This window comes from Vibrio qingdaonensis (assembly GCF_026191675.1).
Taxonomy (GTDB): domain Bacteria; phylum Pseudomonadota; class Gammaproteobacteria; order Enterobacterales; family Vibrionaceae; genus Vibrio; species Vibrio qingdaonensis.
Window position 1 is genome coordinate 273,088 of record NZ_JAKRRY010000001.1, and the last position, 11,849, is coordinate 284,936.

The window sequence follows — 11,849 nt, forward strand, 5'->3', positions numbered from 1 at the left end:
CGCGACTGACTTATCGCAGCTCTCGTCGTAAGATTTTACCAACATTGGTTTTTGGTAATGAATCTCGGTATTCGATTACTTTCGGTATTTTGTAGCCGGTTAAATGCTGTCGACAGTGCTTCTTGATCTCTTCGACTGTCACTTGTCCGTTGGTGACGACCACCAACTTTACTCTTTCGCCTGCGACATCGTCTGGCACGCCAATAGCAGCAGCTTCAACAATTTTTGCGTGTAACGTGGCAACTTCTTCAATTTCCGTCGGGAATACATTAAATCCAGACACTAGGATCATGTCTTTCTTACGGTCTTCAATAAAGAAAACCCCACGTTCATCCATTCTTCCAATATCGCCAGAATACAGCCAACCGTCATCCGTGAGCACCGCGTGAGTCTCAGCTTCCTGCTTCCAGTAACCTTTCATCACTTGATCGCCACGGATCTGAATTTCCCCGACCTGATTGATACCTAGCTCATTACCTTGTTCATCCACAATGCGTAATTCTGTACTCGGTAACGGGACACCAACGGCAGGAACAAAACATTGCTGAGTATGAATACCACCCGCCACTACTGGGGAGCATTCCGTTAAACCGTACCCTTCAATAATTGGCATGCCGGTGATTTTTTGCCACTCATCGGCGACATGCTTTTGTGTTGCCATCCCTCCAGCGATGGTGAATTCGGCATGAGAGAAGTCCAATTGTTTAAATTTGGCGTGATTGTTGAGTGCAGCGAACAGAGTATTTAAGCCAAACACCATCGTAAATGGGTATTTACTGAGATCATTAACAAAAGAATCCAGATCTCTTGGGTTGGTAATTAATAAGTTTGTGCCACCCATATACATCATCAACATCATACTCACCGAATTGGCAAAGATGTGGTAAAGAGGCAAAGGTGTGACGGCGTGTTCTTGCTCTTGAGCCGTACGCGGACCAAAATGACCAAACACCTGTAATACGTTGGCGATGATGTTTCGATGCGTCAGCATCGCCCCTTTCGCTAAACCAGTTGTGCCACCGGTATACTGTAGATACGCTAAATCATCACTTGTTATGCTCGGTGGATTAAAGTCTAGCTTCTTACCTTCCGTCAACACGCGACGCAGAGAAATCGCGCTAGGTAAATGATACTTAGGCACCATTTTCTTCACGTATTTCACCACAAAGTTGACTAATGTTCGCTTATGGGGCGCCAACGCATCACCAATACTGGTTAAAATTACGTGTTTTATACTGGTTTTCGCGACGACTTTTTGCAAGTTATCACCAAAATTGGTGACAGCAACAATGATGGTCGCGCCAGAGTCTCTCAGCTGATGTTCCAATTCTCTAGGTGTATAGAGAGGGTTAACATTAACTACCACTAAACCTGCTTTTAATGCGCCTAAGATGGTAATCGGATACTGCAGTAAGTTAGGCATCATTAAGGCAATTCTATCGCCCTTCTTTGCACCTAGCGTCGACTGCAGGTACGCCGCAAAGGCGTCACTTTTTTCATTTAACTCTCTGTAGGTTAGAGAGTGGCCCATATTGATAAAGGCAGTCTTATCGGCAAATTCTGTAAATGAGCGCTCAAACAGCGCATTGATGTTTGGAAAACGGTCTATGTTGACGTTCTCTGGCACATCATCTGGGTAGGTATTTAACCATGGTTTTTTTTCAAAAGTCATTCTTGCGCCACCACTTAATTTCTTCGCCAATACTGTAGCGAAGTTCATACGCCAGATATAGATTAGAGTCGTTATTCTAACTTCGTTCGCTTACTTTATGAGCAACTTGCTTTTACAACGTCCGTTATTTCTGAGCGTTCACTCGCACTGGTGCGCTCAACCACACCGGATAAGAGTCTAAGTGCTTATCATGTAGAGCATGAGCTTATAACATTGAGCGTTCAAAAAAGGTAAATAACATGGTGAAGTGGCAGACATTCGCTTTAATCGTAATGTCACTTTTAGTTGGCTGCGTGACGGTTGATGAAAGTAAGAATAATGTGCAAAAAGACCCAGTTGCTATCGCCGAATCACGTATTGAGTTGGGACTCGGTTACATGAAGCAAGGGGATTACGCCCGAGCAAAACAGAACTTTGAAAAGGCAATAGAACATGCGCCTAAGTACTATCGCACAGAATTAACCCTAGCCTATTACTATGAAACTGTTGGAGATGTCAAAGCAGCACAACACGCCTATGAACGAGCGACCAACGCTTACCCCAACAACGGAACTGTTTTAAACAACTACGGGACATTTCTGTGTAAAAAAGGGGACTATAAAAAAGCAAAACACTACTTTAACCAAGCCATTGAGCAGCCTTTTTATTATCAAGTCTCATCAAGTTATGAAAATGCCGGATTGTGTGCGCTGAAGGCGAACCACCTAAAGAAAGCCGAAGCATATTTTGTTAAAGCGCTTGATCACCAACCTCTACGCCCAAACGCGACAATACAACTCGCGGCTATAGAGGTTAAAAACCATCAATTGAAAGAAGCTCGTCTGCGTTTGTTGGCATTTAACCAACGCTACGGCTATCAAAAGGCAAGTTTGAGGGTGTTGATCGACCTTGAATCGAAAGCAGGCAATAGAGCAATGGTCAAGAAGTACCAATCATTGCTCTCTCAGTAACGCTTACTTCAACGTTTTAGCAAACTGACTTCGCTGCTGTGTTGACATAAAACTCCATGCGACAAAACGGCTTTTTTTCTGACCCTGCGCCATTTCTTGTATCACAATTTCTGTCGCGCCTAATTGCTCCAGTTTTTTGGTCAGTGGTCTTATATTGTCTTTTTTGGAAAGTAAGGTACTAAACCAAATCACTTGCTTAGAAAAACGCTCACTCTCTTGTGCCATTTTGGCGACAAATGCGGCTTCGCCACCCGGACACCATAACTCAGCTTTTTGTCCACCAAAGTTAAGGGCTGATGTTTCAACTGATGCTGCATTACTGCCCCTTTGCTGGCGGTTCTGCCCAAGGTTCTTAACTTTACGTTCCGAGCCCTGCTTCGCCTCTTCTAATGATTTGTGAAACGGTGGATTGCACGTGGTGACAACAAAGAAATCTCCAGGGTGAATCACCCCTTCAAAAATTGTATCTGGGTTCGCTTGCTGACGAATATCGATTTTTTTTGCCAGCGACGGATTATTATCAACAATGTGTCTTGCAGCTTCAATGGCACTAGCGTCTATCTCTGAACCAACCCAGTTCCAGTGATACTGCGATGCACCAATAATAGGGTAAATGCAATTAGCCCCGACGCCTACATCCAGCGCGCGCACTTTGATTTTTGCACCGGGCTTGGCTAGATCTCGGTTTAAGTGCTCACTTAACCAATGAATGTAATCTGCTCGCCCTGGAATTGGAGGGCACAAAAACCCTTCCGGAATATCCCAAAACTCAACGCCATATTCAGACATAAGTAGCGCTTTATTAAGCAACTTAACCGACAAAGGATCAGAAAACGATATCGTATCTTCGCCATTGGGATTTTTCGTCATGACCGCTTTCAATGCAGGAACGACATTCACCAAAGCATCGAAGTCATAGCGCCCATGATGTCGGTTATTTTTATGTAGGCCCGCCGCCGCTCGTTTCTCGATAACAGGCGTCGTTTGCAACTCTTCAGCGGTATTTTTGTTAACGTTTTTTGGCGTTTTCATTCATCAACTCTTTGTAAATCATAAAAAGACGGGCATCAAACTCAAGCTGATGATAGTTAGGTTCCATATGACAGCACAATTGGTAAAACCCTTTATCGTGCTCTTTCTCCCTAACATGAGCCAGTTCATGCACCACTAGCATTCTTAGTAAAGGCTCCGGGGCATCTTTAAAAATGCTCGCAATACGGATTTCATTCTTTGCTTTCAGCTTCCCACCATGAACTCGGGAGACGTAAGTATGCAGACCTAGCGCATTGTTAATCAGATGAATCTTGCTATCCCAAACCACTTTAGTGATTGGGGCCGTTTTTTTCATAAATCGTTGTTTGATTTGCATCGTGTAATCAAACAACGCCTTTTCACTTTTTATTTGGTGCGTGTCAGGGTAACGCTGCTCAAACCACGTGATAAAACGATTCGACTCTACTAATCCTGAGACTTGCTCAATCAGGTTTGCTGGATAACCCGTGATATACTTCAGTGATTGGTGCATTGAACTCCCCTTATAAAGAAGCGCCATTCTAGCGATGCATCCTATCTAAAGAAAGCGATTAGAGGAATATCTTACCTTTATCTCACCCTAAGGGCGAAAGTGAACACCATTGGATAAAAATCAGTCTGCACGCCCCATCACAGTCACCGCAAGCTAACGTCACCATGACCTCTAAGACAAAAAAAACCCAACCGAAGTTGGGCTTAATTACATCAAGTTATTCCTGAGGATTTAATATTGCTCTTTTGGCTCAGGTGCTGCTTCCTTTGGTAACGAGGCATTAAGTAAGCCGTAACCAAGAATCGCCGCAGTCGTCGACCCCATCAAGACACCTAATCTTGCGTAGGTATCAAATTCAGGGCTAACACCCACAAACGCAAGTGAAGCAATGAAAATCGACATGGTGAAACCAATACCACATAGCACACTAGCTGCAAACACCTGCTTGAAGTTAATCCCTTCAGGAAGCTTAGCCACGCCAAACTTCACTGCAGCCCAGCTAAAGGTAAAGATGCCCAAAGGTTTACCAATCAATAGACCTGCTGCGATACCCAAAGGTAGCATTGATGTTAAACCTTCTATTGATACGCCTTGCAGCGAGATGCCTGCGTTCGCGAAAGCAAATATCGGTAAAATACCAAAAGCCACATAAGGATGGAGTGTATGTTCCATGTGTTTCAGCGGAGAGTGCTCTCCCGGTTTACCTTGAAGCGGTATAGCGAAACCAAGAACAACACCAGCCAACGTTGCGTGGACACCAGAAGCCAATACGCTGACCCACAATACCAAACCAACCGCGAGGTAAATTGGCAGTTTTGTCACTTGCTTCGAGTTCAGCGCAAACAGCAGTGCTGTCATTGCAAAGCCAATTGTAAGGGCAAGTGTTGACAAGTCACTGGTGTAAAATAACGCAATGATAACCATAACACCTAGGTCATCAATGATTGCTAGCGCCAACAAGAATACTTTAAGTGCAACCGGTACGCGGTTACCAAGTAACGCCATAATACCAAGAGCAAAAGCGATATCCGTTGCTGCTGGAATCGCCCAGCCGCTCATTGCTTCAGGATCGCCTGAATTAAAGAGAACGTAAATAAGTGCAGGAACGACCATGCCGCCTACTGCAGCAATGGCTGGGAAAATCGCAGTCTCGCGAGACTTCAATGCACCCTCTAGTAACTCTCGTTTTACTTCTAGACCGATCAACATGAAGAATACCGCCATCAAGCCGTCGTTGATCCAGTGAGAAATAGATAAACCAAACACGTAGGTATGAAGTACGCTTTGATAAAGCTCATTGAGAGGAGAGTTAGCAACAACCATCGCAATCGCAGCTGTAATCACCAAGATGATACCACCTGCTGATTCCATCTTAAAAAAGTCACGAATGACGTCGTTCATAGATAAACCCTTTATAGTTATTCGTTTTGTTTGAATAGTTAGATTCTATATCTAGTTAATTTACAGAAAAAATCGATTGTACGGAGGTTAATTGTAGGAATAACCGAATATTAACAGGAAACTATTCGAGATATCCATAAAATAATACACCAACTATGAATAGTATAGTGCAGAAAGATGCTGGTGATGACAAACAGCTGCGTAGCTTGTACGGCTGTCAATATCATCTTGATTTAGAAAATTCTGAAAAAAAGTAGCAAAAGAAAAAATGTTGCTGAGTAACAACATTTTTTAGATAAATGGAAGCTTGCGAACTGTCCTAAGGCTGGGGTGTTTGTACTAGTAGCCGCTCAGTTGAATATAGCCGGAAACAATATGTGAACCTCTAGTACGGACTGGGCCTTGCCACTGAGGAACCACAAAGTTAACCCAGTTCACCTGTTTTCCAGCCTTAATGACAAGGTCAATATCATGACTTGGTATGCTGATCTTCCAATTTAAAGGCACGCGAGCTCCCCCATTGAACTCTGTGAACTTAAGCGCTTTTAGCGTAATCGCATCATTGTCAATGGTGGTAACGTGTCCGTCATCATCTATCACGCTTGCGCTGACGAAAGGCATATTATCTTTATATCGGTACTGGCTAACCATAAGAACACGTTTCTCGGACAGTCTTACAATAAAATTGTCTTCACCAACGTAATTACCACCCACCAATTCACTGCCCCACTCTTTTGAGAGCCAAGCATTGCCTGTCACCTTAAAGCTCTTACCATTAGGAAGCGAAATTTGTCCTGAAGACTTAATAAATGGCGCTTCAATCGCGTAAGAGGCTCGGGGTAAAAGATCATGCTTTATATGATAGCCATTCTCTCCGATAACCGCATACTGCCCGTTACGTTCAAACTGCAAGTTAACGTTAAATGTTTCCGTCGAGATCTTTAAATTACCAGGCATAGGATCGTTCGATAAAGAACGCCAAGACCAGTCATCAATCCATACTCTAAAGGGCCGACTCACGCCCCCCGCTTGGCCTACACCACCGCGAGCAATTCGTTGGTCGGTAAACATACCAAGATGGCTAGTCAACACGACGTTAGAGATATAAATTTGTGGATCTTCCCAGCCTGTCTTCACTCGATCATCACTGGCATAGCGGAAGAAGCGCCATCTCATCCAATACGTTTGTCCGTGCTCATCGGTCAATTTCGTAACAAGTTGCCACCACTCATGTTGATACTCGGGGTGAAAGCGAAAATCCTTCGGTAATGTCACGACACGATCAGGCAATACCGGTTCAAAAACTTTCTTGCCCGGGGAGCCAAATATCGTATTGATGTGGGATGTTTTCGAGCGAGTGATGCGTTGCTCATCCTCTTTAAGGATCCCAACAAATGACACCGCTACGACCACCACTAAGCAACATGAAAAAATAAGTTTCTGCAGTCGATTCATTTACAACGCATCTCTTAATGAGTGGATCGGTGAATTCCTAATGAGTCTTAACACCGGAATCGCGCCAGCGATCACCAGCGCCAACATACTCCACAAACATGACGTTAAATATTGCCACGGCACAATTTGTAGCTGCAAAGACCAACCAAAGGACTGCTTAATAACAATATCGACGATTAACTGCGCTAAGGCGATACCCAACGGCATCGCGATGGCGGCGGAAATCAATCCGAACACCAACAATTGCAGGCCGCCCATCAGCACAAGCTCTCTTCCTGAAATACCGAAACAGCGTAATAACGACGTATGCCGCTGCCTAGAGACTTCACCTGCTATCGTCGAGAAGAAAATACCAAAAACCGCTATCACCAGTGTGATATTACCCAGTGTATCGGCAATCGAAAAAGTACGGTCAAAGGTTTGCATCGCTTCTTTGTGAATAGTCGTGTTGTCATATATACGCTCGGTGTTTAACCTAAAGGTACTCTGTAGTCGCCGCTGCACCAAAACTGATTGGTCTTTATCCTTAAGTACCGCACCAAGGGCAACATCACCTGATCCCGAGAAATGAGCGAGCCAACGATTTTGTGACATAAGCACTTGATGATAAGGGTTGCCATAGTCGTAATACACACCGATGACTTGCCAATTGCGACCTAACGGTTTACCTAAATTCAGGTAATCACCTGGTCTTAAGCCTTGTTTTAGAGCCATCGACTCACTAATCATCACGCCTCTTGAGTGATGTAAATGATACCAATAGTTTGGAATAGCAATTTTAACCGTCAGAGAGTCCAACTCGCCAACAGAATCGCCAGTACTCACGACTTGCATCATGCCATATTTGCTGGGCATTTCTTCTTCCCAACGCCACCATACGCGGTCAACTTCTGGTTGACTCTCTAACCAATGGCTCATTCGACTCGCATTATTACTCGTAGGGTAAACATAGATATCTGCCGCTAAACGTTGAGTTAGCCATCTATCGGTGGTATCTCGGAAGCTACCCACCATCGTTTCAACGCCCATGTTTGCCGCGAGAGCCAGCATAAAGGCCATATTCGCAACACCACGATAACTCATGCTGGCCGCCGCATCGGCAAAGAACCATCTTACCTTGACCCATTTAAGGGAAAAGGACAGCCCCGTAAACACTTTCCAGATAATAAATGGCGTGATGAGTGCGACGCTGAGTAGCATCAATACAATAATGGCGTAACCCGAACTTTGCGACTTAGGCGCTTGATAAATAGCGATCGCGGCGACACAAAAACCACACGCAACAAACGCTTGCCACGTGAACTCAGCACCAGTAAAGCGCATTAAAGATAAGCGAGACGAAAGCCGAATTGGCTGCGATTTAAGCAGGCGAACTAAAGGCCAGCCACAAGATATAACGGCACCCGCAAATGCTAACAAAAAGCTATAAATGCTCCATTGCCAACTCCACTCAATCGTCAACCCGATATTCGCATCATATAAGTCACTTAGGCTTTGAGATACAGCAGGAATAAGCTGATTGGCAAGTAGCAAACCAAAGACATTACCCCCTAGCCAACTCAAAAACACTAAGCCGGCGAGTTCAAGACAAAGCGCCTGTGCTAATTGCCAGCCGGACACCCCTAACTGACGTAGACTACCTACTAGTGGCTGACGCTGAGCTAAGGACAAAGACATCGCTTGGTAAAATATGAATAAACCCACAACAAATGAGAGCATACTCATTGCGGTCAAATTGGTGTGGAAGGCTTTGGTTAATGCCTCTAGCTGCGATTGAGAACTCCGAGAAAGCGTCATCCCATTGGGAATGCGCTTACGCAAAGCTTCGAGTTTTTCCGAGGACATTTCACCACATGCAATAACTGATAATCCGGAAGAGCGCTTAAGACTACGCAGCAATGACATATCCGTCAGTATACGCGTTCCGCGGATACCACTTTTTTTGTCGATTTTTATCGGTCCGAGTAATACCCCATCCTCTAGTGGTATCACATCACCAGCAACCCAGCCTTTAAGCTTGGCTAAGTCAGCACTAACAATTACCGTCGACGGTACTTTAATCAGGTCTTGGGACGCAATATCACTGATCGTGACCGAGTTTCTTAATTGCAGTAACGCTATCGGGTCAACACCAACAAGATTTAACTCCAGTCCATCTTGTGAGGTGACTTTGTGCATATCAAATGGGACACACTGTTTAAAACCCTCACGACGCAATTGGATATAAAAACCCTGCGGTATTTTCGTATCCGCGTGTTTTGGTCGAATTCGATATGGAACAGGATTGGCAAACAGCTTTTCACCGCTAGCATAAGCTTGCTTCGCATGATGGTTAATCGCCGTCACACCTACTAAAAGTGAAACCCCTAGCGTTAACCCTAACCAAACTAATAATATTTGCAGTGGATGGCGGCGATAATGCCCAAGTAGCGCCTTAACTACGGGCAATAACATGCAATTGCCCCCCTTGAAGGCGTATACACCCATCCATATGGCTGGCCACTTTTTCACTGTGGGTGACCACCAACAAAGTGCACTGTAATTGTTTGGTTAACGATGTCAGCAAGCGCATCACAGCTTCTGCATTACGCTCATCAAGACTCCCCGTAGGCTCATCCGCAAGGAGAATTTTAGGTTCCATATAAAGCGCACGAGCGATCGCCGCTCGCTGTTGTTGACCACCGGAAACTTCTTCTGGATAACGCCCTAATAATGCCATGAGATCTAATGCAGATAATATCTGACGCCATAAGCCTCGATCTTCTGGTAAACCTTTAATTTGACGGCAGAATCGGATGTTGTCTGCAACATTCAGTGTCGGAAGTAAATTGAATTGCTGGAATATGTGACCAATGTTATTTCGACGGTAAGCGGTGCGCATGCTTTCGGTAGAATCATGCATCGCGAAGTCTGGATACCAAATTTCACCCGAATCCACACGATCAATACCAGCAAGCAAATTCAGAAGTGTACTCTTGCCAGAACCACTCTCACCCATCAACGCTAATTGCTCACCTTGCGACAATGTTAACTCTGCACCTTGCAGTACAGGGTGAAATTCCCCACCGTCGATATAGCCTTTACTTAGGTCAGACAATTTAAGCATTAATACACTTCAATCACATACAAAATTGGAGTGTGAATCTACACTAAAAAGGCTTTTGTAGGAAGCCAATTTAGGCCGTTAAAGGCGAACTGTTCGCTTTTAACGGCAAGATAAGAATGAAATATCGTTTTTTATAAATCTTAGGTACGAACTCGTTTACTCAACCACAGTGAATAGAAACAACAGCATGGAAATAAATAGCGCTATAAACCGTAGAAAACGTGTTAAGTTTTATACAGATAATATTGATTCAACGGAGTGATGAATGAAACGTATTTTAGTGCTTGGAGCCTCTGGCTATGTCGGTTCGCAATTAATTCCTAAACTCCTAGAACAAGGGCATGAGGTCACTGCTGCTGCTCGTCAAATTGAGTATCTCAAAGCTCGTGTCATGCCACACTCTCAATTGAAATTTGAATACCTCGATTTATCCAATCGAGAAGCCACGCTCGCCCTCATACCACATTTCGACATCGTCTTTTTCCTTGTCCATGGCATGGCTCATGGTCACGACTTTCTCGACTACGAACTGACTCTTGCCCGTCATGTCAAAGAGGCTCTCGATATCAGTGACGTTCAGCACGTTATTTACTTAAGTGCGATTCAACCACAAACGGGGAACTCCGAACATTTAGCCGCAAGAAAAGCGACAGGGGATTTACTTAGAACCAGCAAGGTTGCAGTAACTGAATTGAGGGCTGGTGTTATTATCGGACCAGGATCAGCCGCGTATGAAATTATGCGTGACTTTGTCTATAACCTGCCCGTCCTCATTGCCCCTAAATGGGTCGAATCCAAAGCGAACCCCATCGCTTTAGAGAATCTTAACTATTATCTCTTGCATTTGATTGCTGAAGACATGCCTTCCAATGTCATTTATGAGGTCGGTGGTCCGGACATTTTATCCTACCATCAACAGTTTCAAATTATATGTGACAGTGTTAACAAGCCTCTTCGCCTTTGGGCAACCAGCCTACTCACCCCAAAGCTCGCCTCGTACTGGCTAGGCGTTGTCACTTCGGTGCCATCAAATATAGGGCGAGCATTACTCGCTGGATTAGAGCATGATTTCATTGCAGATTCGGCTTCAATCCAAAAACGTTACCCTCAGCCATTAATTTCCTATGCTGACGCGGTAAAGTCCAGTGTTGAGCAAGAAGGTGACTTTGTCCTAAGCAACGTTTGGGGGTTCGACCCAAGCGCCCTGACTCGCTGGCAAGCTGGATATGGTTACTACCCTAAAAAGACTGGCGCGACGTTAACCACCCGCAAATCCAGTCAGGCGTTATGGGATGTTGTGAAGAAAATCGGCAGCCCCGATGAAGGCTACTTTTTTGCCAATGTACTATGGCGGACAAGAGAGTGGTTGGACATTTTCTTTGGCGGCGGTCGCCCTATTCGACGCGCGCCAAAAGGCCCACAACTTCAGGTGGGGGATTTCATTGATTCATGGAAAGTCATTCGTTGTGAAGAGCCTGGCTTTCTTTCTCTGCTATTTGGTATGAAGGGACCCGGTCTCGGCAGACTTGAATTCACGATTACCGACCTAGGTGACAAGCGGGAAATAAATATCACCGCATGGTGGCACCCCCAAGGGTTCCGTGGCCTACTGTATTGGTTTGCCATGATGCCTGCACATCTATTTATCTTCAAAGGTATGGTTCGCGCGGTGTGTAATAAAGCAAAAGACTGAGCCAAAAGTCGTATTCGGCTCAATTTAATTTAAGCGTGTTACGTAAC

At 44.7% G+C, this 11,849-nt stretch carries 9 protein-coding genes; 2 read left to right on the forward strand and 7 right to left on the reverse strand.

The genetic code is table 11. The features are described 5' to 3' along the window. Positions 1-10: 10 nt before the first annotated feature. The gene (locus MD535_RS01240) at positions 11-1,672 is read right to left on the reverse strand and encodes an AMP-binding protein (RefSeq protein ID WP_265673081.1); all 1,662 of its coding nucleotides are present in this window, start codon (positions 1,670-1,672) and stop codon (positions 11-13) included. 239 nt (positions 1,673-1,911) lie between these two features. Here MD535_RS01240 and pilW point away from each other — a divergent pair, with 239 nt between their 5' ends. Further along, positions 1,912-2,622: a type IV pilus biogenesis/stability protein PilW gene (gene pilW, locus MD535_RS01245; RefSeq protein ID WP_265673082.1), complete on the forward strand. Its 711-nt coding sequence runs from the start codon at positions 1,912-1,914 to the stop codon at positions 2,620-2,622. A 3-nt stretch (positions 2,623-2,625) separates the two neighbouring features. Here the strand turns inward: pilW and rlmF are convergent, their stop codons facing one another. From rlmF to MD535_RS01275, 6 genes are all read right to left on the reverse strand, one after another. After that, positions 2,626-3,654: a 23S rRNA (adenine(1618)-N(6))-methyltransferase RlmF gene (gene rlmF / locus MD535_RS01250; protein ID WP_265673083.1), complete on the reverse strand. Its 1,029-nt coding sequence runs from the start codon at positions 3,652-3,654 to the stop codon at positions 2,626-2,628. Further along, positions 3,632-4,147, reverse strand: a complete 516-nt coding sequence (locus MD535_RS01255) for a YgjP-like metallopeptidase domain-containing protein (protein WP_265673084.1) — start codon at positions 4,145-4,147, stop codon at positions 3,632-3,634. The genes rlmF and MD535_RS01255 overlap by 23 nt, the downstream gene beginning before the upstream one ends. Before the next feature lie 231 nt (positions 4,148-4,378). Further along, a complete protein-coding gene (gene nhaA / locus MD535_RS01260) occupies positions 4,379-5,548 on the reverse strand; it encodes a Na+/H+ antiporter NhaA (protein WP_265673085.1) in 1,170 nt (389 codons plus the stop codon). Positions 5,549-5,887: 339 nt separating this feature from the next. Next, positions 5,888-7,003 carry a lipocalin-like domain-containing protein gene (locus MD535_RS01265; protein ID WP_265673086.1) on the reverse strand — a complete coding sequence of 372 codons (1,116 nt, stop codon included), beginning with the start codon at positions 7,001-7,003 and terminating at the stop codon, positions 5,888-5,890. Continuing rightward, positions 7,004-9,457: an ABC transporter permease gene (locus MD535_RS01270; RefSeq protein WP_265673088.1), complete on the reverse strand. Its 2,454-nt coding sequence runs from the start codon at positions 9,455-9,457 to the stop codon at positions 7,004-7,006. Continuing rightward, a complete protein-coding gene (locus MD535_RS01275) occupies positions 9,438-10,109 on the reverse strand; it encodes an ABC transporter ATP-binding protein (protein ID WP_265673089.1) in 672 nt (223 codons plus the stop codon). The genes MD535_RS01270 and MD535_RS01275 overlap by 20 nt, the downstream gene beginning before the upstream one ends. 265 nt (positions 10,110-10,374) lie before the next feature. On the opposite strand from MD535_RS01275, the gene MD535_RS01280 reads away from it, so the two are divergent. Beyond that, positions 10,375-11,802 (forward strand): DUF2867 domain-containing protein, encoded by a 1,428-nt coding sequence (locus MD535_RS01280; protein ID WP_265673091.1) that lies wholly within the window; start codon positions 10,375-10,377, stop codon positions 11,800-11,802. Positions 11,803-11,849 lie beyond the last annotated feature (47 nt).

Coding starts and splice junctions, on each gene's coding strand:
- MD535_RS01240 (WP_265673081.1), bottom strand. CDS start 1,672: ATGACTTTTGAAAAAAAACCATGGTTAAATACCTACCCAGATGATGTG.
- pilW (WP_265673082.1), top strand. CDS start 1,912: ATGGTGAAGTGGCAGACATTCGCTTTAATCGTAATGTCACTTTTAGTT.
- rlmF (WP_265673083.1), bottom strand. CDS start 3,654: ATGAAAACGCCAAAAAACGTTAACAAAAATACCGCTGAAGAGTTGCAA.
- MD535_RS01255 (WP_265673084.1), bottom strand. CDS start 4,147: ATGCACCAATCACTGAAGTATATCACGGGTTATCCAGCAAACCTGATT.
- nhaA (WP_265673085.1), bottom strand. CDS start 5,548: ATGAACGACGTCATTCGTGACTTTTTTAAGATGGAATCAGCAGGTGGT.
- MD535_RS01265 (WP_265673086.1), bottom strand. CDS start 7,003: ATGAATCGACTGCAGAAACTTATTTTTTCATGTTGCTTAGTGGTGGTC.
- MD535_RS01270 (WP_265673088.1), bottom strand. CDS start 9,457: ATGTTATTGCCCGTAGTTAAGGCGCTACTTGGGCATTATCGCCGCCAT.
- MD535_RS01275 (WP_265673089.1), bottom strand. CDS start 10,109: ATGCTTAAATTGTCTGACCTAAGTAAAGGCTATATCGACGGTGGGGAA.
- MD535_RS01280 (WP_265673091.1), top strand. CDS start 10,375: ATGAAACGTATTTTAGTGCTTGGAGCCTCTGGCTATGTCGGTTCGCAA.